The 24796-nt window shown below is 54.9% G+C and carries 25 protein-coding genes, 1 tRNA gene and 1 other annotated feature; of the genes, 13 read left to right on the top strand and 13 right to left on the bottom strand.

Going from position 1 to position 24796, the window contains the following annotated elements; genetic code table 11:
* Positions 1–82 precede the first annotated feature (82 nt).
* Positions 83–1537 (bottom strand): multidrug efflux MATE transporter EmmdR, encoded by a 1455-nt coding sequence (gene emmdR, locus AC1VYI_RS09665; RefSeq protein ID WP_319003425.1) that lies wholly within the window; start codon positions 1535–1537, stop codon positions 83–85.
* 161 nt (positions 1538–1698) lie between these two features.
* On the opposite strand from emmdR, the gene AC1VYI_RS09660 reads away from it, so the two are divergent.
* Both AC1VYI_RS09660 and AC1VYI_RS09655 read left to right on the top strand, forming a co-directional pair.
* Positions 1699–1774, top strand: a tRNA-Asn gene (locus AC1VYI_RS09660).
* Between the two features lie 53 nt (positions 1775–1827).
* On the top strand, positions 1828–2163 hold the full coding sequence (locus tag AC1VYI_RS09655) for a gamma-glutamylcyclotransferase family protein (protein ID WP_023312357.1): 336 nt from the start codon (positions 1828–1830) through the stop codon (positions 2161–2163).
* A gap of 47 nt (positions 2164–2210) precedes the next feature.
* Here the strand turns inward: AC1VYI_RS09655 and AC1VYI_RS09650 are convergent, their stop codons facing one another.
* From AC1VYI_RS09650 to dacD, 4 genes are all read right to left on the bottom strand, one after another.
* Entirely contained in the window at positions 2211–2546 is a 336-nt protein-coding gene (locus AC1VYI_RS09650) for a DUF496 family protein (protein ID WP_008499467.1), read from the bottom strand.
* A 158-nt stretch (positions 2547–2704) separates the two neighbouring features.
* A complete protein-coding gene (locus AC1VYI_RS09645) occupies positions 2705–3763 on the bottom strand; it encodes an FUSC family protein (protein WP_023312358.1) in 1059 nt (352 codons plus the stop codon).
* A 92-nt stretch (positions 3764–3855) separates the two neighbouring features.
* Positions 3856–4329, bottom strand: a complete 474-nt coding sequence (gene sbmC / locus AC1VYI_RS09640) for a DNA gyrase inhibitor SbmC (RefSeq protein WP_134865965.1) — start codon at positions 4327–4329, stop codon at positions 3856–3858.
* A gap of 119 nt (positions 4330–4448) precedes the next feature.
* On the bottom strand, positions 4449–5615 hold the full coding sequence (gene dacD, locus AC1VYI_RS09635) for a serine-type D-Ala-D-Ala carboxypeptidase DacD (protein WP_032646438.1): 1167 nt from the start codon (positions 5613–5615) through the stop codon (positions 4449–4451).
* A 198-nt stretch (positions 5616–5813) separates the two neighbouring features.
* On the opposite strand from dacD, the gene sbcB reads away from it, so the two are divergent.
* A complete protein-coding gene (sbcB, locus tag AC1VYI_RS09630; protein WP_406807672.1) occupies positions 5814–7250 on the top strand; it encodes an exodeoxyribonuclease I in 1437 nt (478 codons plus the stop codon).
* Between the two features lie 118 nt (positions 7251–7368).
* Here the strand turns inward: sbcB and plaP are convergent, their stop codons facing one another.
* From plaP to AC1VYI_RS09610, 4 genes are all read right to left on the bottom strand, one after another.
* Complete coding sequence (gene plaP, locus AC1VYI_RS09625) at positions 7369–8727, bottom strand: putrescine/proton symporter PlaP (protein ID WP_023312362.1); 1359 nt, start codon at positions 8725–8727, stop codon at positions 7369–7371.
* On the bottom strand, positions 8717–8779 hold the full coding sequence (yoeI, locus tag AC1VYI_RS09620; RefSeq protein ID WP_099458931.1) for a membrane protein YoeI: 63 nt from the start codon (positions 8777–8779) through the stop codon (positions 8717–8719). Before yoeI ends, plaP begins: the two co-directional genes overlap by 11 nt.
* Positions 8780–8998: 219 nt before the next feature.
* Positions 8999–9928 carry a LysR substrate-binding domain-containing protein gene (locus AC1VYI_RS09615; RefSeq protein ID WP_047173633.1) on the bottom strand — a complete coding sequence of 310 codons (930 nt, stop codon included), beginning with the start codon at positions 9926–9928 and terminating at the stop codon, positions 8999–9001.
* Positions 9929–9969: 41 nt separating this feature from the next.
* Entirely contained in the window at positions 9970–10794 is an 825-nt protein-coding gene (locus AC1VYI_RS09610; protein ID WP_023312364.1) for an SDR family oxidoreductase, read from the bottom strand.
* Positions 10795–10969: 175 nt separating this feature from the next.
* Between AC1VYI_RS09610 and hisL the strand changes: the two genes are divergently transcribed.
* The 9 genes from hisL to hisIE all read left to right on the top strand — a co-directional run bounded on the left by hisL (position 10970) and on the right by hisIE (position 18186).
* Positions 10970–11020 (top strand): his operon leader peptide, encoded by a 51-nt coding sequence (hisL, locus tag AC1VYI_RS09605; RefSeq protein WP_001364200.1) that lies wholly within the window; start codon positions 10970–10972, stop codon positions 11018–11020.
* Positions 10996–11119: a sequence feature (His leader region), on the top strand. Its footprint overlaps the gene before it by 25 nt.
* Before the next feature lie 45 nt (positions 11120–11164).
* Positions 11165–12064, top strand: a complete 900-nt coding sequence (hisG, locus tag AC1VYI_RS09600) for an ATP phosphoribosyltransferase (protein WP_000886595.1) — start codon at positions 11165–11167, stop codon at positions 12062–12064.
* 5 nt (positions 12065–12069) lie between these two features.
* A complete protein-coding gene (hisD, locus tag AC1VYI_RS09595; RefSeq protein ID WP_482880049.1) occupies positions 12070–13374 on the top strand; it encodes a histidinol dehydrogenase in 1305 nt (434 codons plus the stop codon).
* On the top strand, positions 13371–14432 hold the full coding sequence (gene hisC / locus AC1VYI_RS09590; protein WP_134865962.1) for a histidinol-phosphate transaminase: 1062 nt from the start codon (positions 13371–13373) through the stop codon (positions 14430–14432). Before hisD ends, hisC begins: the two co-directional genes overlap by 4 nt.
* The gene (hisB, locus tag AC1VYI_RS09585) at positions 14429–15496 is read left to right on the top strand and encodes a bifunctional histidinol-phosphatase/imidazoleglycerol-phosphate dehydratase HisB (protein WP_032636078.1); all 1068 of its coding nucleotides are present in this window, start codon (positions 14429–14431) and stop codon (positions 15494–15496) included. The genes hisC and hisB overlap by 4 nt, the downstream gene beginning before the upstream one ends.
* A complete protein-coding gene (hisH, locus tag AC1VYI_RS09580; RefSeq protein WP_134865961.1) occupies positions 15496–16086 on the top strand; it encodes an imidazole glycerol phosphate synthase subunit HisH in 591 nt (196 codons plus the stop codon). The genes hisB and hisH overlap by 1 nt, the downstream gene beginning before the upstream one ends.
* Positions 16086–16823, top strand: coding sequence for a 1-(5-phosphoribosyl)-5-[(5-phosphoribosylamino)methylideneamino]imidazole-4-carboxamide isomerase (gene hisA / locus AC1VYI_RS09575; RefSeq protein ID WP_047647359.1), 738 nt, complete (start codon positions 16086–16088; stop codon positions 16821–16823). The genes hisH and hisA overlap by 1 nt, the downstream gene beginning before the upstream one ends.
* Positions 16805–17581, top strand: a complete 777-nt coding sequence (gene hisF / locus AC1VYI_RS09570; RefSeq protein ID WP_023330862.1) for an imidazole glycerol phosphate synthase subunit HisF — start codon at positions 16805–16807, stop codon at positions 17579–17581. The genes hisA and hisF overlap by 19 nt, the downstream gene beginning before the upstream one ends.
* On the top strand, positions 17575–18186 hold the full coding sequence (hisIE, locus tag AC1VYI_RS09565) for a bifunctional phosphoribosyl-AMP cyclohydrolase/phosphoribosyl-ATP diphosphatase HisIE (protein ID WP_258755207.1): 612 nt from the start codon (positions 17575–17577) through the stop codon (positions 18184–18186). The genes hisF and hisIE overlap by 7 nt, the downstream gene beginning before the upstream one ends.
* A 40-nt stretch (positions 18187–18226) precedes the next feature.
* Here the strand turns inward: hisIE and wzzB are convergent, their stop codons facing one another.
* Positions 18227–19207 (bottom strand): LPS O-antigen chain length determinant protein WzzB, encoded by a 981-nt coding sequence (gene wzzB, locus AC1VYI_RS09560; RefSeq protein WP_258755205.1) that lies wholly within the window; start codon positions 19205–19207, stop codon positions 18227–18229.
* Positions 19208–19399: 192 nt separating this feature from the next.
* Here wzzB and AC1VYI_RS09555 point away from each other — a divergent pair, with 192 nt between their 5' ends.
* Positions 19400–20404: an NAD-dependent epimerase gene (locus AC1VYI_RS09555; protein WP_258755204.1), complete on the top strand. Its 1005-nt coding sequence runs from the start codon at positions 19400–19402 to the stop codon at positions 20402–20404.
* 52 nt (positions 20405–20456) lie between these two features.
* Here AC1VYI_RS09555 and ugd read toward each other — a convergent pair whose 3' ends face one another.
* The 3 genes from ugd to cpsG all read right to left on the bottom strand — a co-directional run bounded on the left by ugd (position 20457) and on the right by cpsG (position 24794).
* On the bottom strand, positions 20457–21623 hold the full coding sequence (gene ugd / locus AC1VYI_RS09550; protein ID WP_059347010.1) for a UDP-glucose 6-dehydrogenase: 1167 nt from the start codon (positions 21621–21623) through the stop codon (positions 20457–20459).
* A 226-nt stretch (positions 21624–21849) separates the two neighbouring features.
* On the bottom strand, positions 21850–23256 hold the full coding sequence (gene gndA, locus AC1VYI_RS09545) for an NADP-dependent phosphogluconate dehydrogenase (protein ID WP_024908082.1): 1407 nt from the start codon (positions 23254–23256) through the stop codon (positions 21850–21852).
* A gap of 167 nt (positions 23257–23423) precedes the next feature.
* Entirely contained in the window at positions 23424–24794 is a 1371-nt protein-coding gene (gene cpsG / locus AC1VYI_RS09540) for a colanic acid biosynthesis phosphomannomutase CpsG (RefSeq protein ID WP_258755203.1), read from the bottom strand.
* Between the last annotated feature and the right edge of the window lie 2 nt (positions 24795–24796).

Genomic DNA, 24796 nt, shown 5'->3' with positions numbered 1-24796 from the left:
TTATCGATGCTCCCCCATGATGTCAAAGGCAGAATGCACATTTCCGATCGTTTGCCGAATTATTCTCCACTTCGCGCAATTGTCAGGCATTTTTTCGCGGATATTTCCACAGCCAGCGCCCGCTGACCATCCGCCAGTAGAACAGCGCGCCCCGCACGGCCCAGTCGAGGAACATCCCCAGCCAGACGCCGACCACCCCCCATCCGAGCATCACCCCGAGTGTATACCCCGCGACAACGCGACATCCCCACATGCCGAGCATCGATACCCACATCGCAAAGCGGGCATCGCGCGCTCCTTTCAGCCCGGCGGGCAATACCCATGAGGCCGCCCAGATGGGCATAAAGGCCGCGTTGAGCCAGATGAGGATCTTAACAACCTCTTTAACGTCGTCTTCGTGGGTATAGAACGAGGCCATCAGCCCGGCAAACGGCGCGGTTCCCCAGGCGATCAGCGTCAGCCCAATGGTCGACAGCCAGAACACGTGCCGCAGCTGCCGCTCCGCCTGGCCTATCTGCCCTTTCCCGAGCCGCTTACCCGTAATAATGGTCGATGCCGAACCCAGCGCGTTACCCGGCAGGTTAATCAGCGAGGCAATAGAGAAGGCTATAAAGTTACCGGCGATAACGTCGGTGCCCATCCCGGCGACAAACATCTGCGTGAGCAGCTTCCCGCCGTTGAATAACACCGATTCAATGCTGGCGGGAATGCCGATCCCCATCACTTCCCAGATAATGGCGAAATTAAAGGAGCGGAAATAGCTTTTTAGCGTCAGACGCAGGGAGGGGGTAATCCCCGCCATCAGTACCCCGATGATGGCTGCCGCACCGATATAGCGTGAAATGGTTAATCCCAGTCCGGCACCGACGAACCCCAGCCCCTCCCACGAGAACACGCCATAGATCAGCACGCTGCTGATAATGATATTCAGGATATTCATCCCGCCGTTGATCAGCAGCGGAATTTTGGTGTTGCCCGCCCCGCGCAGCGCGCCGCTGCCAATCAGCGCAATGGCCGCCGCCGGATAGCTTAAGACGGTCATTTCCAGATAGGTCAGCGCCAGGTCTTTAACCTCGTTCGTGGCCTCCCCGGCGACAAAATCGATAATCTCTTTACCGAAATAGTGGATCACCGCCGCCAGAACGATCGAAAAAATGGTCATGATCATCAGCGACTGGCGGGCCGCCTCGCGTGCACGTTTGGGATCAAGCTTGCCGAGGCTAAAGGCCACCACCACCGTCGTCCCGAGGTCTATGGCGGCAAAGAACGAGATCACCACCATGTTAAAGCTGTCCGCTAGCCCAACCCCAGCCATCGCCTCTTTTCCCAGCCAGCTCACCAGGAAGGTGCTCAAAACCCCCATCAGCAGAACGCAGGTATTTTCCAGGAAGATAGGCACGGCAAGAGGGGTGATTTCACGCCAGAACAGGACACGATAGCTTTTACGTTTTGCATACCATGGCGTGCGAGTTATCGCCTGGCGTAAGGAGGCAGTGACGTTCAAAATGGACCTTAGCGAGAAAAGTTGAAACTCCATTTCAAATGATGGGGGACAAATGCTAATCCTGCAAAGTATTTTCCAGAAAAAGATGTGTGGATTTACAACAAACTGACGACAGAATCAGCAATCAGTCGATTTTCCCTAAGATCAGGTTTGACAAAACTTTTTTCGCCGCTAAGATAAGCCTCCACAACGATTCCTCTGTAGTTCAGTCGGTAGAACGGCGGACTGTTAATCCGTATGTCACTGGTTCGAGTCCAGTCAGAGGAGCCAAATTTAAAAAGCCTGCTTTTAAAGCAGGCTTTTTGCTTTGCGGATGAGGGAAAATGAACGCTCTGTTTGTCTACGGCACGCTGCGCCCGGGCCACTCTAATGCGCATATTCTTGAAAACATCGGCGGCGAATGGCTGGCCGGTTCCGTATCCGGCACGTTTTACGAACGCGGCTGGGGCGCCGCGGCGGACTTCCCGGGAATTGTGCTCCACCCTGACGCCCCCCGCGTCGAAGGCTATCTGTTTATCTCGGATAACCTTGCCGCAAACTGGCAAATGCTGGACGAATTTGAAGACGGCTACGATCGGGTTGAGGTCACGGTGACCACTCTTGAAGGCAAGCAGGTTCAGGCCTGGATTTATCAGCTACAGCCGCGTTCTGAATCATAAAAAAAGGCTCTCTGTCACCAGAGAGCCTTTTTCACTATTCGCTGCGATTACTCGCTTTTTGCTTCGCCGTTTTTGATTTCGCCCATCACTTTCAGCTTTTTAGAGATGTCACGACGCTCTTTGGACAGCTCAGCATTTTTGATGATGTAGTCATCAACGCGGTCTTCATAGTCGCTCTTCATGCTGGCGATGATGCCCTGAATAGCTTCAACGCTCATACCTGGCTTGATGTAGTCGCTCAGGTTGTCGAGCAGCAGAACACGTTTCTGGTTGTCACGGATCTTCTTCTCAACGTCCTGGATTTCACGCTGCAGCTTGTTTTTGCGGCGGAACAGGCGGACGAATTCCAGAACATCCTGGAACGAAGGCTTGGTAGTTTCCATTTTTACACCCCTGATAATGTGAGATTCGGATTCGTTAAGGCAACCGTTGTAACAATAACCTTACTGACAGCGGCTGCGAATGACAATGAGTATATCGTTTAAAGCTATCATAACCCCAATTGCTGCTGAATCGAAGCAGCAGGCGTCACATAAGCCTTTTATTTGCGCAGCGCCCGGCAAATAAGGTGCGATAACAGCTCAAGCTGCCGCGCCAGCTCCATGCTCAGCCAGACGTAGCCATGAATAGGCGTTTCCGCCACGTTATCGCTCTGGCGTTCATTGATTAACTGCTTCAGCTCCGCGACTATCTCATTCAGCCGCTCGCTGTTGGCCAGTATCGGCTGCGGGTTCCCTTCATAGAGCGCATGGGCAATGGTCAAGAGCGTTTGCTGCGTCATCTGCTGGGTCTCTTTCAGGGTTTGCGCGTTCAGCATTAACAGATGGCTGGGACGCGAGGCCCAGTGCGCGTTGATCTGCAGTTCAAGCATGCAGACCAGATTGCGGCTTACCGTCTGGATGGCTTCGAAAATCGATTTCTGAATATGGGTTTCTTTGCTGGCAGGCGTGATCAGGCCGCGCATTTTGACCACATCGTTGAGGATCGTTTGCAGATGCTTTTCCAGCCGGGGACGTTCGACCAGATTCGGGGAAAAACCGGCCTGATAGACGCGGTTAAAGGCGGTGACGTAGTTCGCCATCTGAATACGCCAGTGCAGAAAAGCCCGCTGCGGCCAGATACCGGTGAAGAGCATGGCCAGCAGTGACCCCAGGATGACATCCCCGCTTCGCCACAGCGCCGTGGTCATATCCCCGGCGGGCGCACCGACAACCACCGCGAGAGTAATCCCAATCAGCAAGGCCTGATACGGTCTTTTGCCCAACGCCAGCCAGCCGCACAGGAACATGGCGGCACCGCACCATGCCAGCATCACCGGAAACGAGATAAGCTCCAGCTTAAGGGCAATAAGCCCAAGGGCCGAGCCTAAAACCGTCCCGCCAATTCGCTCGAAGGCGCGCGGAACAACGTTCCCCCAAAACGAGATGGGCCCCATTACCACTACCAGGGTGATCAGCGGCCACGTCCCTTCCGGAACATCCAGCAAACGGACCAGCACAAACGTCAATACGAAAGCCAGCGCGATGCGACACCCGTGCACCACGCGGTAATGTTTGTACAACCGAATTTCAAAAGGGGTTAATGATTTGTCGGGACGCACACCCGCTCTCCAGCTACACGGCAAATCACAATTGTACTGTGTTTTCAGCCGGGCGGATCGCTCCCGGCTGAAAAACCCTTCATTTAGCAGGCTTAAGCCGTTTTATGCTCTACCGCGATATACATTTCGATATCCCAGTAGCCGTCTGCATTGCCGTCATTAAGATAGCGCTCGAAGCAGGGTTTGAGCGCCATCTGGTACTTATTGTCCTGCAGCAGGGAATTGAAGAACTGATACCACGGCGTGGCGAAGTCGTAGTTTTCCACGCGCGCCGTCGCCACGGCATAATCCCCGGCCGCGATTTCCGTCATCATGACGCCTTCGCTGTTTTCCGGGATGACGAAATCATCCGGTACCGTCACGGCCGTATCACAGCGTAGTTTTTCTGCCGGGACTTCATCCGGGTTATCGTAATAGACTGCCACCCACTCCAGCGGCTCAATGTGACGCCCGTCGACCCACATGACCAGCTGTTCAAAGCCCTGTTTTACCGTGTGTTCCCACGGGCCGACCAAATGAAAACCGGCAATCTTACGTTTCTGTTGCTGCGTAATGCTGTAGTCCATACTGCCTCCGCTCATCACTGTATATTTATACACTATAAAACGGGATTATGATTATCAGCAAACGAGGAGTGTTTATTATGTGAGCAGACTCGCAACCCTGCCAGTCTGCTCAGCAGCAGTTAAAGCGTGTGATGCAGATAATCGCTCAGACGAGAGAACAGGCCGCCTTTATCAACGGCTTCCAGCGTGACCAGCGGCCAGTGGGCTACCACCTTGTCGCGGTCATAGAGCTGAATCTCCCCGACCCGCTGATGCGCAGCAATCGGCGCTTCCAGTTCTTTTTTATCCAGCACGTACTTGGCTTTGATATTGGGAACCTCTGCTTTCGGCAAGGCCAGCCAGAAGTCCTGATCGGTGCCCAGTTTCACCTGCTCCTTATCGCCGTACCAGATACGCTCTGTCCCCACTTTTTTACCGCTATGCAGGATCTGCACCGTATCGAAGTTCTGCTGCCCCCAGTGCAGCAGTTTCCGGGCCTGGTCCTCACGCCCTTTCGGGCTATCCGCCCCCATCACCACCGCGATTAACCGGCGCTGGCCGTCTACGGCAGACGCAATCAGGTTAAAACCGGCCCCTGAGGTATGCCCCGTTTTCAACCCGTCCACGTTCATGGTCTTATCCCAGAGCAGGCCGTTACGGTTTTGCTGGGTGATTCCATTCCAGGTCAGGCTCTTTTCGCTGTACATATGGTAAAACTCAGGCTCGCCGTGAATGATGGCCCGGGAAAGTACGGCCAGGTCATAGGCCGAGCTGTGCTGGCCCGGCGCGTCCAGCCCGTGGACGGTTTCAAAGTGCGTATCGCGCAGGTTCAGCTTCTGCACGTAGTCGTTCATCATCTTCACAAACTGCGGCTGCCCGCCCGCCACGTGATCGGCCAGCGCCACGCAGGCGTCGTTGCCGGAATCGACGATCAGACCGCGGCTTAAATCACGCACCGAGACGCGATCGCCCTCTTTCAGAAACATCAGCGACGAGCCGTCAAAAACCGGGTTGCCTTTTGCCCAGGCATCACGTCCTACGGTGACGATGTCATCCGGGGTAATGCGGTGGCTATCAATGGCCCGATCCACTACATAGCCCGTCATCAGCTTTGTCAGGCTCGCCGGATTACGTTGTTGATGTTCGTTGCCCGCCGTTAAAATCTGACCAGTCGTGTAATCCATCAGCACCCAGGAGCCAGCCTGAATGGCCGGAGGCTGCGGCGAAAAATCCAGTGGTTCGGCCGCAAAAGCAGATGAGACACTCGAAGCGAGTAAAGAAACAGCAATAAACAGACGGCGTTTCAACGGTATATCCTCAGGTCATTAAAAATCGATGACCTTTTTACGGGAGTTCTGATGTCGTTACCTGGCTTAATTGCAAAAAAATGTGACAAAACGCAGATTTTTCTCTGAAGCTGGCGCGCAAATTTGCGTCACGGCGGTGCTTTTTATTCGGTCTGAACCGCACGATCGTTTACCATAGTGACGTCATTTTTTAACAGGATGGTATTACTGGTGTCTGACTCTGCCGCTCGCCCGACTTTTTTGTTCCACGATTACGAAACCTTTGGCACGCACCCGGCGCTGGACCGACCGGCGCAGTTTGCCGCCATCCGTACCGACGACGAATTCAACATCATTGGCGAGCCCGAGGTCTTTTACTGCAAGCCTGCGGATGACTATCTGCCGCAGCCCGGCGCGGTCATGGTCACCGGGATCACCCCTCAGGAAGCGCGGGAAAAAGGCGTTAACGAGGCAGAATTCGCCCGACGCATCCACGACTTGTTTACCGTCCCCAACACCTGCGTGGTCGGTTACAACAACATCCGCTTCGATGACGAAGTGACGCGCAACATCTTCTATCGTAACTTCTACGATCCCTATGCCTGGAGCTGGCAGAACCGCAATTCGCGCTGGGATTTGCTCGACATCATGCGCGCCTGCTACGCCCTGCGTCCTGAGGGCATTCACTGGCCGGAAAATGAGGAAGGGCTGACCAGCTTCCGGCTGGAACACCTGACGCGCGCCAACGGCATTGAGCACAGCAATGCCCACGACGCGATGGCGGACGTCTATGCCACCATTGCCATGGCGAAGCTGGTGAAAAGCGCGCAGCCACGACTGTTCGAGTATCTGCTCAGCCATCGCAGCAAGCAGAAGCTTATGACCCTTATCGACGTACCGCAGATGAAACCCCTGGTGCATATTTCCGGCATGTTTGGCGCATGGCGCGGCAATACCAGCTGGGTCGCGCCGCTGGCGTGGCATCCGGACAACCGTAATGCGGTCATCATGGTGGATTTGGCGGGCGATATTTCACCGCTGCTGGAGCTCGACAGCGATACCCTGCGTGAACGGCTGTACACGCCGAAGAATGAACTCGGCGATCTGCCTGCGGTGCCGGTCAAACTGGTGCATATCAATAAATGTCCGGTACTGGCGCAGGCGAATACGCTGCGCCCGGAAGATGCGGACAGACTGGGCATTAACCGTCAGCACTGCCTCGATAACCTGAAAGTGCTGCGCGAAAACCCGCAGGTGCGCGAGAAAGTGGTTGCTATCTTTGCCGAGGCGGAGCCGTTCGTGCCGTCTGAAAACGTGGATGCCCAGCTCTACAACGGCTTCTTCAGCGACGCCGACCGCGCGGCGATGAATATCGTTCTGCAAACCGAGCCGCGTAACTTACCGGCGCTGGATATTACTTTCGCCGATAAACGCATCGAAAAGCTGATGTTTAACTACCGCGCGCGTAACTTCCCCGGCACGCTGGACGAGGCAGAGCAGGATCGCTGGCTGCAGCATCGTCGCAATGTCTTTACCCAGGAGTTTCTTAACAGCTATGCCCAGGAGCTGGAAAAGCTTTATGGCCAGTATGAAGGAAATGCTGAGAAACAGGCGCTGTTGAAATCCCTGTTCCAGTACGCTCAAGAGATTGTCTGAGCGAGAGGTATAAAAAAAGCCGGAGGCGATGTCTCCGGCTTTTTTTTGCCCGCTGGCACAGGCCTACGGGTGTGTCGTTTTGTAGGCCGGGCAAGCGCTAGCGCCACCCGGCGAGTCATTACGCGACGTCTTCGTACTGTGGAACCGGGTTACGGAAGCTCTTCGTGACGCAGGCCAGGTAAATCAGGCCGATACCCGCCCAAATCAGGCCAAGCACCATAGAGCTCTCTTCCAGGTTAACCCACAGCGCGCCCACGGTCAGGGCACCGCACATCGGCAGGAACAGATACTGGAAGTGATCTTTCAGCGTCTTGTTACGCTTTTCACGGATCCAGAACTGAGAGATAACCGACAGGTTAACAAAGGTGAACGCCACCAGCGCACCGAAGTTAATCAGCGCCGTTGCCATCACCAGGTCAAAGTTAATCGCCAGCAGCGCAATGGCACCGACCAGGATGATGTTCATCGCCGGGGTACGCCAGGTTGGATGAACGTAGCCGAAGAAGCTTTTCGGGAATACGCCATCGCGGCCCATCACGTACATCAGACGCGCAACGCCTGCATGCGCGGCCATACCGGACGCCAGTACGGTAATGGTGGAGAAGATCAGCGCGCCAACCTGGAACGCTTTACCCGCCACATAGAGCATGATTTCCGGCTGAGATGCATCCGGATCCTTGAAGCGGGAGATATCCGGGAAGTACAGCTGCAGGAAATAGGTCGAGAAAATAAAGATCAGACCACCAATCAGCGCTGTCAGGAAGATTGCACGAGGGATCACGCGCTCTGCATCTTTCGTTTCTTCAGACAGGTTGCTGATGCCGTCAAAACCGGTAAAGGAGAAGCACAGAATGGTTGCCCCGGTAATCATCGGGATCACATGCGCATCACCAGACCAGAACGGTTTGCTGCTCGCCAGCGTACCAGCGCCTTCGCCGTGGAACACGCCATAGATCACCATGCCAAGAATAACGGCAATCAGGACAACCTGAAGCACAACGATAACGGAATTAAAGTTGGCAACGGACTTAATGCTGCGCAGGTTAAAGGCAGTCATAAAGGCCACCAGCGCAACGACGAACATCCAGGACGGAATCGACGGCACCAGCGCTTCAAAATAAATTTTTGCCAGCAGAATGTTGATCATCGGCGCGAACAGATAGTCGAGCAGCGAAGACCAGCCCACCATAAAGCCAACTGTCGGGCTGATGGATTTCTGGGCATAGGTGTAGGCGGAACCGGCAGACGGATAGCGACGCACCAGTTTACCGTAGCTCAGCGCGGTAAAGAGGATCGCAATCAGCGCGAAGCCATAAGCCGTCGGCACATGACCATCTGTGAGGCCTGATACGATACCGAATGTATCGAACAGCGTCATCGGTTGCATATAGGCAAGGCCCATCATAACAACCGGAATCAACGTAAGCGTTTTACGTAATTCCACGCGAGAGGTGTTTGGAGTTGCGTTATGCGACATAGTTATTCTCCTTTACGGTGATAACCGCCACGTAAGCGAAAAATTGCCCCATTTCTTTCTTCCTCAGCGACAACAACTGTCGGATTTTAGTAAATATCTATCCGGTACGAAGCCCGGCCTCTTGGTTTTTAGTTTCGTTTCGTACATGCAAAAAAAAATAACCGACGCCTTTTATATCGTCGATTATTCATTTGGTTGCAGCGGCCGCATTTTGCCCCACATCGGATACAAAAGGCAATACTTTGCAAAGCATGGGACAATTTTCTTTTTACTAACTGGCTGATTTCTGGACGCCGGGCTGAGAGTAAACGGCGGCGATAGCACTATTTGCTAAAATCTCGTCTCGCCACCAGGCGCTTGCAAGCCCGGCAGTTTGTTCATTCCAGCCTACCCACACCGATTCATTACTGCTTTGAGCAAGTACCTGTTTTTCAACAAGCGCGCCGCTGTCAATAAACCGCTGCGCCAGATAGCGAGGTAAATAGCCGCAGCCCAGGCCGCTTATTTGCAGTTCCAGCTTGGTTTTAAAGTCGAAAACGGTAATGGCTTCCTGCTCATCAAGCAGCTGCGAGGAGACCGAGCATTCCGGACGAGAGCTGTCCCCGACCACGATGGCGCGGTAGCCTTTAATCACGCGACGGTTAAGCGGCTCGGGTTCCTGAGCCAGCGGGTGATGGGGTGCCACGGCAAATACCTGCTCGAGCACGCCCAGCCGGGCAAAACCAAAATCACTCAGCTGGGGAGGCTCATGGAGTGCACCGACGAAAATGTCCGCCCTGCCCTGCGTCAAGGCTTCCCAGGAGCCACCCAGCACACCGTTGATAAAGATAAGCCGGGTCACGCTGTGGTGTTGATAGAAGGCTTCAATCAGCGGCGTCAGGAGTGAAAACGGAAAGGTATCATCCACGCCAATAACCAACTCGTTTTCCCAACCCTGATGGAGTTTTACGGCCTGTTTTTCGAGCTCACGAACGGTATGGAGGACTTCACGGCCTTTTTCCAGCAGCATCTGTCCGGTACGGGTGAAACGTGCGCGGTGTCCGGAGCGATCGAGGATCTGGATATTGAGGTCGCTTTCCAGTTTTTGAACGGTATAGCTCAGCGCAGATGGGGTTTTGTAGAGCTTTGCTGACGCAGCGGCAAAGCTCCCCTCTTTTTCCAGAGCATCCAGAATAATAAGAACATCCAGCAGCGGTTTCATGCTCGCCCCCTTCTGGTGCGCGATCGTCTCCGCTGCGGGTCTTATTCCATTGGCATCACCAGCGGATCGGGATACTGATACTCAAACCCCAGCTCATGACAAATGCGATTGCCATCAACAATTTTGCCTTTACTGTCATCCTTTGCCTCACCGAAAACCGGCGCCGCCAGGCCCAGCTGACGTGCCATCAGCGGGTAAAACGTGCTGCGCGCCGGATGAGACGGTGCACATATATTATAGATGTGTCCACCTTTCGGAGCCTGTAAGAGTAGCTCAATCGCGCCTACAACATCGTCAAGATGTACAAGATTGACGACATGCTGGCCGTCTGGCGCAGACTTACCGGCAAAAAAGCGTCCCGGATGGCGGCCTGGACCCACCAGCCCCGCCAGACGTACAATATCGACCTGCGTGCCGGGAAGATTATGCAGCCAGTCTTCCAGCTCTTTCAGAACCTGACCGCTCGCCGTCACTGGACGGCGCTCGGAACTCTCTTTCACCACGCCCTCAACTTCGCCATACACCGACGTCGAGCTGGTAAAAATGATACGCGGAACATGGTGCGCCAGCGCGCTGTCGACGATCTCCTGCATCGCCTGCAGATAAAACGACTCGCCCGGGCCACTGCGCCGCGCGGGGAGCGTGATCACCAGCGCATCGACGTTCATCAGCGTGTCCAGATCGTCAGCATCACACACCAGCTCCGGTTCAAGGCGCAGCTCAACGCCGTCAATACCGCACATGCGCGCTGCCTCTACCCCATCCGCCGTGGTTTTGCTCCCGGTCACCTGCCAGCCTTTCGCGGCTAATGACATCGCCAGCGGCATTCCCAGCCATCCTAAACCGACAATCGCGACCTTTTTCATGCGAATTCTCCTGACTCTTACTCGTCTTTTATAAGGCTACGCCAGCCCGGAAGAACACACAATTCATAGCATCAATATGAAATGAATTAATGATCAAAAAAAGCCCTTGCAATATGTCGTACAACTGGTTTAGGTTAAAAGACATCAAATGAATAAGCATTCATCGAGAATTTATATGACACGCGTTCAATTTAAACACCACCATCATCACCATCATCCTGACTAGTCTTTCAGGCGATGTGTGCTGGAAGACGTTTGGATCTTCCAGTGGTGCATGAACGCATGAAAAAGCCCCCGGAAGATCTTCTTCCGGGGGCTTTTTTTTGGACCGAATTCAGACAGGTTAAAACAGGTTAACGAGGAATAAAGAATGTTAGATAACTCACGCTTACGCATAGCTATTCAAAAATCAGGCCGTTTGAGCGACGATTCACGCGAACTGCTGGCCCGCTGCGGGATTAAAATTAACCTGCACACCCAGCGCCTGATTGCTCTGGCTGAAAACATGCCCATCGACATTCTGCGCGTGCGTGATGACGATATTCCCGGCCTGGTCATGGATGGCGTCGTTGACCTCGGCATTATCGGGGAAAACGTGCTGGAAGAAGAGCTGCTGACCCGCCGCGCGCAGGGCGAAGATCCGCGTTACTTCACCCTGCGTCGTCTGGACTTCGGCGGCTGCCGCCTGTCCCTGGCTACGCCGGTTGACGAAGCGTGGGACGGCCCGGCCGCGCTGAACGGCAAACGTATTGCCACCTCTTACCCTCACCTGTTAAAGCGTTATCTCGACCAGAAAGGCGTGCAGTTTAAATCCTGCCTGCTGAACGGCTCCGTTGAAGTGGCGCCGCGTGCGGGTCTGGCGGACGCCATCTGTGACCTCGTCTCTACCGGGGCGACGCTGGAAGCGAATGGTCTGCGCGAAGTGGAAGTGATCTACCGCTCTAAAGCGTGCCTGATTCAGCGTGACGGCGAGATGGCCGACGCCAAACAGCAGCTGATCGACAAATTGCTGACCCGTATTCAGGGCGTGATTCAGGCGCGTGAGTCTAAATACATCATGATGCACGCCCCAACCGAGCGTCTGGATGAAGTGATTGCCCTCCTGCCGGGCGCTGAGCGCCCAACCATCCTGCCGCTGGCGGGCGATCAGCAGCGCGTGGCGATGCACATGGTGAGCAGCGAAACCCTGTTCTGGGAAACCATGGAAAAACTGAAAGCGCTGGGCGCAAGCTCCATCCTGGTGCTGCCTATTGAGAAGATGATGGAGTAATGGCCATGAGCTTTAACACAATCATCGACTGGAATACCTGTAGCGACGCACAGAAGCGCGAGCTGCTGATGCGTCCGGCGATTTCCGCCTCAGAAAGCATCTCACGCACCGTGGCGGAGATCCTGGATAACGTCAAAGCCCGCGGCGATGACGCGCTGCGTGAATACAGCGCGAAGTTTGATAAGACGGAAGTCGGTGCATTACAGGTTACCGAGCAGGAAATCATTGATGCCAGCAATCGTCTGGGTGACGACATCAAGCAGGCCATGGCTGTTGCGGTGAAAAACATTGATACCTTCCACAACGCGCAAAAGCTGCAGACCGTGGATGTTGAAACCCTGCCCGGCGTGCGATGCCAGCAGGTCACGCGCCCGGTTGTGTCCGTCGGCCTCTATATTCCCGGCGGCTCTGCGCCGCTTTTCTCCACCGTACTGATGCTGGCGACTCCCGCGCGGATTGCCGGGTGTCAGAAAGTGGTGCTGTGCTCGCCGCCACCGATTGCCGACGAGATCCTCTACGCGGCGAAGCTGTGCGGCGTGCAGGCGGTCTATAAAGTGGGTGGGGCGCAGGCGATTTCTGCCCTGGCGTTCGGCACGGAATCCATTCCTAAGGTCGACAAAATTTTTGGTCCGGGCAATGCGTATGTAACCGAAGCCAAGCGCCAGGTCAGCCAGCGTCTGGACGGCGCGGCCATCGATATGCCTGCCGGTCCGTCTGAGGTTCTGGTGATTGCTGACAGCGGCGCAACGCCGGACTTCGTCGCCTCCGACCTGCTTTCTCAGGCGGAACACGGTCCGGACTCGCAGGTCATCCTGCTGACGCCGGATGCCGATATGGCGAAACGCGTGGGCGAAGCCGTGGAGCGTCAGCTTGCCGACCTGCCCCGCGCCGACACGGCACGCCAGGCGCTAGCGGCCAGCCGCCTGATTGTGGCGCGCGATCTGGACCAGTGTATTGCGATCTCCAACCAGTACGGCCCGGAGCACCTGATCATTCAGACCCGCAACGCGCGCGATCTGGTTGACAGCATTACCAGCGCGGGCTCGGTGTTCCTCGGTGACTGGTCACCGGAGTCCGCGGGCGATTACGCCTCCGGCACCAACCACGTGCTGCCCACGTATGGCTACACCTCTACCTGTTCGAGCCTGGGCCTGGCTGATTTCCAGAAACGCATGACCGTGCAGGAGCTCTCCCGAGAAGGTTTTGCGTCACTGGCGTCTACTATTGAAACCCTGGCCGCCGCCGAGCGGCTGACCGCCCACAAAAATGCCGTTACGCTGCGCGTTGCAGCCCTGAAGGAGCAAGCATGAACATTGAAGAGTTAGCCCGCGAAAATGTCCGTCGCCTGACGCCTTATCAGTCCGCGCGTCGTCTCGGAGGCAAAGGAGATGTCTGGCTGAACGCCAACGAATTCCCGACGGCGGTGCAGTTTGAGCTGTCGCAGCAAACGCTGAACCGCTATCCGGAGTGTCAGCCGAAGGCCGTGATTGAAAACTACGCGCACTATGCGGGAGTGAAGCCGGAGCAGGTGCTGGTCAGTCGCGGCGCTGATGAGGGCATTGAACTACTGATCCGCGCCTTCTGCGAACCGGGCAAAGATGCGGTGATGTACTGCCAGCCGACCTACGGCATGTACAGCGTCAGCGCGGAAACCTTCGGCGTGGCGTGCCGCAACGTGCAGGCGCTGGAGAACTGGCAGCTGGATTTGCAGGGCATTGCCGACAATCTCGATGGCGTAAAAGTTGTCTTTGTCTGTAGCCCGAACAACCCGACCGGACAGATTATCAACCCGCAGGATATTCGCACCCTGCTGGAGATGACGCGCGGTAAAGCGCTGGTTGTTGCCGACGAAGCCTACATCGAGTTCTGCCCGCAGGCGACGCTGGCTGGCTGGCTGGAAGAGTATCCGCACCTGGTCGTGCTGCGTACGCTGTCAAAAGCCTTTGCCCTTGCGGGTCTGCGCTGCGGATTCACCCTGGCGAATAAAGAGGTCATCGACCTGCTGCTGAAAGTGATCGCCCCGTACCCGCTCTCCACGCCGGTTGCCGATATTGCGGCACAGGCGCTGACGCCACAGGGGATCAACGCGATGCGCGAGCGCGTGGCGCAAATTCTGGAGGAACGTCAGTATCTGGTGGCCGCCCTGAAGGATATCCCTTGCGTGGAGCAGGTATTCGACTCGGAAACTAACTACATCCTGGTGCGCTTCACCGCATCGAGTGCCGTATTTAAATCTTTATGGGATCAGGGCATTATCTTACGAGACCAGAATAAACAACCTTCCCTGAGCGGGTGCCTGCGCATTACCGTAGGCACACATGCAGAGAGCCAGCGCGTGATTGACGCCCTGAAAGCGGAGAAAGTATGACCCAGAAGATCCTTTTCATCGATCGTGACGGCACCCTTATTTCGGAGCCACCAGCCGATTTTCAGGTCGACCGATTCGACAAGCTGGCTTTTGAACCGGACGTGATCCCGGTGCTGCTCAAGCTTCAAAAAGCAGGCTTTAAGCTGGTGATGATCACCAACCAGGACGGTCTGGGTACCGACAGCTTCCCGCAGGCAGACTTTGACGGCCCGCATAATCTGATGATGCAGGTGCTGACCTCTCAGGGCGTGGTATTTGATGAAGTGCTGATTTGCCCGCACATGCCGGCCGACGAGTGCGACTGCCGTAAGCCAAAGGTGAAGCTGGTAGAGCGCTATCTGGCTGAAGATGCGCTGGATAAAACCAACAGCTATGTCATCGGCGATCGCATCACCGATATTACGCTGGCGGAAAACATGGGCATCGCGGGGCTGCGCTACGACCGTAACAACCTTAACTGGGCGAAGATTGGCGAACAGCTGACAAAACGCGACCGCTATTCCCACGTTGAGCGCAACACCAAAGAGACGCAGATTGACGTGAAGGTCTGGCTGGACCGTGAAGGCGGCAGCAAGATCCACACCGGCGTCGGTTTCTTCGACCACATGCTGGACCAAATTGCTACCCACGGCGGTTTCCGCATGGAAATTACGGTAAAAGGCGATCTCTACATAGACGATCACCACACCGTAGAAGATACCGGCCTGGCGCTGGGTGAAGCCCTGAAGCTGGCGCTCGGCGACAAGCGCGGCATTAACCGTTTCGGCTTTGTCCTGCCGATGGATGAGTGTCTGGCGCGCTGCGCGATGGACATCTCCGGTCGTCCGCACCTGGAGTATAAAGCCGATTTCACCTACCAGCGCGTGGGCGATCTGAGCACCGAAATGGTGGAGCACTTCTTCCGCTCACTGTCCTACACCATGGGCCTGACGCTGCACCTGAAGACCAAGGGCAAGAACGACCACCACCGCGTGGAGAGCCTCTTCAAAGCCTTTGGCCGTACCCTTCGTCAGGCAATTCGCGTAGAAGGTGACGCCCTTCCCTCGTCGAAAGGAGTGTTGTAATGAACGTGGTCATTCTGGATACCGGATGCTCCAACCTGAACTCCGTCAAATCGGCGATTGCGCGCCACGGCTATGAGCCGATGGTAAGCCGTGACCCGGACGTGGTGCTGCGCGCCGACAAACTCTTTTTACCGGGCGTGGGCACCGCGCAGGCGGCGATGGATCAGATTCGCGAACGCGAGCTGGTCGACCTGATCAAAGCCTGTACCCAGCCGGTGCTGGGCATTTGTCTGGGCATGCAGATCCTGGGCCGTCGCAGCGAAGAGAGCAACGGCGTTGACCTGCTGGGCATTATTGACGAAGACGTGCCGAAAATGACCGATCGCGGCCTGCCTCTGCCGCATATGGGCTGGAACCGCGTTTACGCCAAAGCGGGCGACCGGCTGTTTCGCGGCATCGAAGACGGCGCGTATTTTTACTTCGTGCACAGCTACGCCATGCCGGTGAACGTGAATACGATCGCTCAGTGCACCTACGGTGAGGCGTTCACGGCGGCCGTACAGAAAGACAATTTCTTCGGCGTGCAGTTTCACCCGGAGCGCTCTGGCGCCGCGGGCGCGCAGCTGCTGAAAAACTTCCTGGAGATGTGATGATTATTCCCGCATTAGATTTAATTGACGGTACGGTTGTCCGTCTGCATCAGGGCGATTACGGCCAGCAGCGCGACTACGGAAACGACCCGCTGCCGCGTCTGCAGGATTATGCCGCCCAGGGTGCGCAGGTACTGCACCTCGTGGATTTGACGGGCGCGAAAGACCCGGCGAAACGCCAGATCCCGCTGCTTAAACAACTTGTTGCGGGTGTTGATGTGCCCGTCCAGGTCGGTGGCGGCGTGCGTACGGAAGATGACGTCGCGGCGCTGCTGGACGCTGGCGTGGCCCGCGTGGTGGTGGGTTCAACCGCCGTGAAAGATCCTGAGACCGTGAAAGGCTGGTTCCGCCGCTTTGGCGCCGATGCCCTGGTCCTGGCGCTGGACGTGCGTATTGATGAACAGGGTAATAAGCAGGTGGCCGTTAGCGGTTGGCAGGAAAATTCCGGCGTGACGCTGGAAGAGCTGGTCGATATCTATCTTCCCGTTGGTCTGAAGCACGTGTTGTGCACGGACATCTCCCGGGACGGAACGCTCGCGGGCTCCAACGTCTCGCTGTATGAAGAGGTCTGCGCGCGTTATCCGCAGGTAGCGTTCCAGTCTTCTGGCGGTATCGGTGATATAGAGGACGTGGCCGCGCTACGCGGTACCGGTGTTCAGGGTGTGATTGTGGGCCGGGCCCTGCTGGAAGGTAAATTTACTGTGACGGAGGCGATTCAATGCTGGCAAAACGGATAATCCCTTGCCTGGACGTACGCGATGGTCAGGTCGTGAAAGGCGTGCAGTTCCGCAACCACGAGATCATTGGCGACATCGTCCCGCTGGCAAAACGCTATGCCGATGAAGGCGCCGACGAGCTGGTCTTTTATGATATCACCGCTTCCAGCGATGGCCGCGTGGTCGACAAAAGCTGGGTGGCACGCGTGGCGGAAGTGATCGACATTCCATTCTGCGTGGCGGGCGGGATTAAGTCCGCTGACGACGCCGCCAAAATTCTCTCCTTTGGCGCCGACAAGATTTCTATCAACTCCCCTGCGCTGGCCGACCCGGAGCTCATTACCCGCCTTGCAGATCGTTTTGGCGTGCAGTGCATTGTGGTTGGGATCGACACCTGGTATGACGCCGCAACGGGCAAGTACCACGTAAACCAGTACACCGGGGATGAAAGCCGCACGCGCGTGACGCAGTGGGAAACGCTCGACTGGGTGCAGGAAGTGCAGAAGCGTGGCGCGGGCGAGATTGTCCTCAACATGATGAACCAGGACGGCGTGCGTAACGGGTATGACCTCGAGCAGCTGAAAAAAGTCCGTGCGGTCTGCCACGTTCCGCTGATTGCTTCTGGCGGCGCGGGCACCATGGAACACTTCCTGGAAGCCTTCCGCGATGCCAACGTGGACGGTGCGCTGGCCGCGTCCGTTTTCCACAAACAGATTATTAATATTGGTGAGTTAAAAACGTACCTGGCCGACCAGGGCGTGGAGATCAGGGTATGTTAACAGAGCAACAACAGGCGCAGCTGGACTGGAAAAAAACGGACGGATTACTGCCGGTAGTTGTCCAGCATGCCGTCTCAGGGGAAGTGCTGATGCTGGGGTATATGAACCAGGACGCGCTTGCAAAAACGATCGACAGCGGCAAAGTCACGTTTTTCTCGCGCACGAAACAACGTTTGTGGACCAAAGGGGAAACCTCGGGTCATTTCCTGAATGTGGCCAGCATAACGCCTGACTGCGATAACGATACCCTGCTGGTGCTGGCCAATCCGATCGGACCGACCTGTCACAAAGGCACCAGCAGTTGCTTCGGTGAGACGAGCCACCAGTGGTTGTTCCTGTATCAACTGGAACAGCTGCTTGCAGAGCGTAAATCGGCGGATCCTGAAAGCTCCTACACCGCGAAGCTGTACGCCAGCGGAACCAAGCGTATCGCACAGAAGGTAGGAGAAGAAGGCGTTGAGACCGCGCTGGCCGCGACGGTGCATGACCGCGAGGAACTGACGAATGAAGCGTCTGATTTGATGTATCACCTGCTGGTGCTGCTGCAGGATCAGGAGCTGGATTTGACGGCGGTGATTGAGAATCTCCGCAAACGTCACAAATAAAAAAACCGGGGATATACCCCGGTTTTTTTTAATCTGCAAATCAGGCTTTTGGTTTGTAGTTTCGTAAGGCGTTACGGCCAAGTACCACACCTGAACCAATCATTCCACCCAGCAGAACGGCAAGAACCAGAATCACGGCTTTTTTCGGGCTGTCACGGCGAACAGGAAGATCCGGCTTCATGACGTAACGGTAAACGTGGATTGTGTCCGGGTTTACGTTCAGATTCTGGATGTCCAACAGATTTCGCTTGGTCTGGTAATAGGCCGTTGAGAAGACCAACGGACGAGAAGCCTCATTGTCAATCATCGACTTCAGACCTTCGCTTCCCAGCAGGAACAATGTTTCCTGCGTGACATCCTGGGTTTGCTGGAGCTGTGGAGAGGTAATTTTCGCGGCCTCAGCGTTCTTCAGCGCCTCAGCAATCTGTTTGATACGAAGATCTTTTTGTTCCTGCGCGACCTTCTCCTGGTTTTGAAGTGAATCATTCAGAGTCTTGATCTGCTCCTTAATATTGTCCTTAAGATCCAGGGCCAGTTCTTTTGCGGTCTGCTCATCGACTTGCTGAATGTACTGCGCCAGCTGCTTTTGAGCCGCTTCTGCAGAGGTACTGGTGTAGGAAACACTTAGCGGTAGCGGCTGTGCAGTCGAGGTCGGAGTGATGGTCAGTTTTTCAGGATCCTCCTGATTCTCAAGCGCCTGAGATAATGCCGAGAACGAAGAATTAAAACGGCCAATCGCGCGCGTTTGAATGTCGAGCATCGAGGGTGCAGCACTACCGTAGAGAATGTTCAATGCATTTGAATAGGTCGCTATCTGGGCAGCGTCAGGCTGCGCAATGATCGCACTGGAGGTCCATTTCTCCTTTGCGACCGATAAATATCCAATTGCCAGGGCGATAAAAACAACAACAAAGGTTGCTATCATCCACTTCCCACGCCACAGCTGCAGCATTAAATCAAGTAAATCAATTTGCTCAGGGTCATTGCTTCGACTGACCTGGCTATTGTTGTTTTGTGTCATACAATCCCTAACAGATGAAAAAGGGCAAACAGAATGATGTCTGCATAGTTTATCTGTTACTGGCGATTTTTCTATAAGAATCCGATGAGTTAAATCGGAAAGATGGGTTATGTAACTTCGACCCTTCGCGCTATCATAGGCACCATGTGATGCGTTATGGCATCTGTAAGAAAAAGGTTTATGAGGGAAGCTATGAAATTTTTGGTCACGGGCGCTGCAGGTTTTATCGGTGCGAATGTCAGCAAACGCCTCCTTGAGGCCGGTCATCAGGTTGTTGGTATCGATAACCTCAATGAATACTACGATGTCAACCTGAAGCTGGCACGCCTGGAACTGTTAAAATCTGAGGGTTTCACCTTTCACAAGCTGGAATTAGCTGACCGGGAAGGTATGGCCACGCTTTTCGCCGGTGAGAAGTTTGATCGTGTGATTCATCTGGCCGCTCAAGCGGGTGTGCGCTACTCCCTTGAAAACCCTCACGCGTACGCGGACGCCAACCTTATCGGCCATCTCAACGTGCTGGAAGGCTGCCGCCATAACAACGTTCAGCATCTGCTGTATGCCTCATCCAGCTCCGTATATGGCCTCAACCGCAAGCTGCCTTTCTCCACTGACGATTCCGTGGACCACCCGGTTTCACTCTATGCCGCGACCAAAAAAGCCAATGAACTGATGTCGCATACCTATTCGCATCTCTACAATCTGCCGACCACCGGCCTGCGCTTCTTCACAGTTTACGGTCCGTGGGGACGCCCGGACATGGCCCTGTTTAAGTTTACAAAGGCGATGATTGAGGGCAAAAGCATTGATGTCTATAACTACGGTAAGATGAAGCGCGACTTCACGTATATTGATGACATCGCTGAAGCGATTATTCGCCTGCAGGATGTTATTCCCCAGCCTGACTCAAACTGGACCGTTGAGACCGGGTCACCTGCAAGCAGCTCAGCGCCTTACCGGGTTTACAACATCGGCAACAGTTCACCAGTAGAGCTGATGGACTACATCACCGCTCTGGAAGAGGCCCTGGGTAAAAAAGCGGAAAAAAATATGATGCCACTCCAGGCCGGGGATGTCCTGGAAACCAGCGCCGATACCCAGCCACTTTATGACGCGATCGGATTTAAACCACAAACCTCGGTAAAAGATGGGGTGAAGAACTTCGTTGACTGGTATCGCGATTTCTACAAAGTCTGAAAATAAAAAACCCGGCAACTCAGCCGGGTTTTTTACAGGATAAAGCAGAGAATCAGTCGCTACCAAACAGATCGCGGGTATAAACCTTATCCGCTACATCAGCCAGCTCTTCCGCCATGCGGTTTGAAATGATGACATCGGCTTCTTTCTTAAAGGCATCCAGATCGCGGATCACCCGGGAATTGAAGAACTGATCGTCCGGCATGGCAGGCTCATAGATGACAACCTCAACCCCTTTCGCCTTAATGCGCTTCATGATCCCCTGAATGGAAGAGGCGCGGAAGTTATCGGAGCCACTCTTCATGATCAGACGGTACACACCAACAACTTTCGGTTGACGCGCAAGGATGGAATCGGAGATGAAATCTTTACGTGTACGGTTAGCGTCAACAATCGCTGAAATCAGGTTATTTGGCACAGCCTGATAGTTTGCCAGCAGTTGCTTCGTGTCTTTTGGCAGGCAATAGCCACCGTAGCCAAATGACGGGTTGTTGTAGTGGTTGCCAATACGCGGGTCGAGACACACCCCTTCAATAATCTGGCGAGTATTCAGGCCAAGACTTTCTGCGTAGCTGTCGAGCTCATTGAAATAAGCTACTCGCATTGCCAGATAGGTATTAGCGAAGAGCTTAATCGCCTCAGCTTCAGTGGAGTCGGTAAACAACACCTGAATATCTTTCTTCACTGCGCCTTCCTGCAGCAGTGCGGCAAAACGTTCAGCGCGCTCAGAACGTTCGCCAATAACGATACGCGAAGGATGAAGGTTATCGTAAAGCGCTCTCCCCTCACGCAGGAATTCCGGCGAGAAGAAGATATTATCAATACCGAACTTTTCTTTAATGGATTTGGTAAAACCGACAGGAATGGTCGATTTAATGACCATTACCGCATCAGGGTTGATCGCGATAACGTCTTTGATCACCGCCTCTACCGTTGAGGTGTTGAAGTAGTTGGTTTTAGGATCGTAGTCAGTAGGCGTCGCAATGATGACGTAATCCGCATCGCGGTATGCATCTTCTTTATCTGTCGTGGCGCGGAAATTCAGCGGTTTATTGCTGAGATAGTCCTGGATTTCTTTATCCACAATCGGCGATTTTTTCTGATTGAGCATATCCACTTTGGCCTGCACGATATCCAGCGCAACCACTTCATGATTCTGAGCAATCAGAATGCCGTTAGAAAGACCGACATACCCTGTTCCGGAGATTGTTATTTTCATTCGCTAATGACTTCTGTGAGTTAACTGTACTGATGGCCGCCAGACCATCGCGATAAACATAACTGTTGGGCTTTGTACCTCCTGGCAAACTGAACTGTCAAGGCAAACCAGGAGTAATCACGACGAGCGGGGCGAGATTCAGACTACTTCGAATAACAGGCGACATTTTTTGTATAAAAAAACCCGGAGACTGGCTCCGGGTTTTGATTACAGCGATTAGGTTAACTTATTCCATCCATTCGGTATGGAACACGCCTTCTTTATCGGTACGTTTGTAAGTATGTGCACCAAAGTAGTCACGCTGTGCCTGAATCAGGTTAGCAGGCAGAACGGCCGCACGGTAGCTGTCGTAGTAGGCTACTGCGGCAGAGAAGGTCGGAACCGGGATCCCGTTCTGGACAGCGTAGGCAACCACGTCACGCAGCGCCTGCTGATATTCATCCGCAATCTTTTTGAAGTACGGTGCCAGCAGCAGGTTGGCGATACCAGCGTTTTCAGCATAGGCATCGGTGATTTTCTGCAGGAACTGCGCGCGAATGATGCAACCCGCACGGAAGATCTTCGCGATTTCACCGTAGTTCAGATCCCAGTTGTTCTCGTCTGACGCCGCACGCAGCTGAGAGAAGCCCTGCGCGTAAGAAACGATTTTACCCAGATACAGGGCACGACGCACTTTTTCAACGAATTCGGCTTTATCACCTGCTGGTTTAGCCTGTGGGCCAGACAGCACTTTAGACGCCGCAACGCGCTGCTCTTTCAGAGAAGAGATGTAACGCGCGAAGACAGATTCGGTGATCAGAGACAGCGGTTCGCCCAGATCCAAAGAGCTCTGGCTGGTCCATTTACCGGTACCTTTGTTCGCTGCTTCATCCAGAATCACATCAACCAGGTATTTACCCTCTTCATCTTTTTTCGTGAAGATATCTTTGGTGATGTCGATCAGGTAGCTGTTAAGCTCGCCTTTGTTCCACTCGGTGAAGGTTTCAGCCAGCTCTTCGTTAGAGAGGTTCAGACCGCCTTTCAGCAGTGAATAAGCTTCAGCGATCAGCTGCATGTCGCCGTATTCGATACCGTTGTGCACCATTTTCACATAGTGACCTGCACCGTCCGCACCGATATAGGTTACGCAAGGCTCACCATCTTCAGCCACGGCTGCGATTTTGGTCAGGATAGGCGCAACCAGTTCATACGCATCTTTCTGGCCGCCAGGCATGATGGATGGGCCTTTCAGCGCGCCCTCTTCACCACCGGAAACACCGGTACCGATGAAGTTGAAGCCTTCTGCGGACAACTCACGGTTACGACGAATGGTGTCCTGGAAGAAGGTGTTACCGCCATCAATGATGATGTCACCTTTTTCGAGGTAAGGTTTCAGGGAGTCGATAGCTGCATCGGTACCTGCGCCCGCTTTCACCATTAACAGGATACGACGAGGCGTTTCCAGAGACTCAACGAACTCTTTCACCGTATAGAAAGGAACCAGTTTCTTGCCCGGGTTCTCGGCAATGACTTCTTCGGTCTTATCACGGGAGCGGTTGAAAACGGAGACGGTATAACCACGGCTTTCGATGTTGAGCGCCAGGTTGCGCCCCATCACTGCCATACCGACAACGCCGATCTGTTGCTTGGACATTACATACTCCTGTCAGGTGTGGTCACCACGGCTTATGCGCGGCTTGAAATGTGGTTGAGATGTTAACTCAGTATTAGGTGACATGAATAGCTTTTGCTGATCTATGTCACACTGATTGCACAATCCAGGTACAGTCAAGCCGCCAGATATACGCTGGCGGCAGACCCTCACTTCCGGAGCAAAGCCAGAATTTCTTGCGTCTTCTCTTCCATCAGCGCGGTGTCAGCACGGGACTCCACGTTCAGACGCACCACCGGCTCGGTGTTGGACGAGCGCAGGTTAAAGCGCCACTGCGGGAACGCCATGCTGATGCCGTCCGTACGGTCAATTTCCAGCGCGTGAAGCGCAAAGTGCTGCTCCACGCGGGCAATGGCCTCGGCCGGCTGCGCCAGCTTGCTGTTGATCTCCCCGCTCGCCGGGAACGCCGCCATGCGGTCGCGCACCAGCTCGCCCAGCGTCTGCCCCTTCAGGCACAGCAGCTCGGTGACCAGCAGCCACGGGATCATCCCGCTGTCGCAGTAGGCAAAATCACGGAAGTAGTGGTGGGCGCTCATCTCGCCGCCGTAGATGGCGTCTTCTTCGCGCATGCGCTCTTTGATGAAGGCGTGGCCGGTTTTGGACATCACCGGCGTGCCGCCTGCCGCGGACACCACGTCGACGGTGTTCCATGACAGACGCGGGTCATGAATGATTTTCGCGCCCGGGTTTTTCTCGAGGAACGCTTCCGCCAGCAGGCCGACAATGTAGTAGCCCTCGATGAACTGCCCTTTCTCGTCGAACAGGAAGCAGCGGTCGAAGTCACCGTCAAAGGCGATACCCATGTCCGCACCGTGCTCAATCACCGCGTTGCGGGTGTCGTCGCGGCACTCCGGCAGTAGCGGGTTAGGAATACCGTTCGGGAAGTTGCCGTCCGGGGTGTTATGCACTTTGACGAAGGTCACCGGCACGTTCAGTGCCTTAAAGCGCGCTTCCAGCGCATCCACCACCGGGCCAGCTGCGCCGTTACCGGAGTTGATCACCAGCTTCAGCGGCTTGAGGTTCGCCACGTTGATGTAGCCCAGCAGGTGGTCGATGTACTCTTTTTGCAAATTGATCTGCTTGTAGCTGCCGCGCTTCGCGTCGTTCACCGGCGGGAAGTCGTTGGCTTCCGCCAGACGCTGCACGTCGCGCAGGCCGGTGTCGCCGCTGATAGGGCGTGCGCCCTTGCGCACCAGCTTCATGCCGTTGTAGTCCATCGGGTTGTGGCTGGCCGTCACTTCGATACCGCCGTCCACGCCCAGGTGGAAGGTGGCAAAGTAAATCTCTTCGGTGCCGGAAAGACCGATGTCCAGCACGTCCACGCCCGCGTCCTGCAGCCCTTTCGCCAGGGCCAGCTTCAGGGATTCGCTGGTCAGGCGCACGTCGCCACCCAGCACGATGGTCTGCGGTTTTAAATATTCGCCGTATGCGCGGCCAATGCGCCACGCAATGTCTTCATTCAGCTCTTCGCCCAGCTTGCCGCGAATATCGTAGGCTTTAAAACAGGTTAGTCTTTTCATAA

It is taken from the genome of Enterobacter sp. QK-SA4 (genome assembly GCF_056856775.1).
This window is presented reverse-complemented; position numbering and strand designations above follow the sequence as displayed.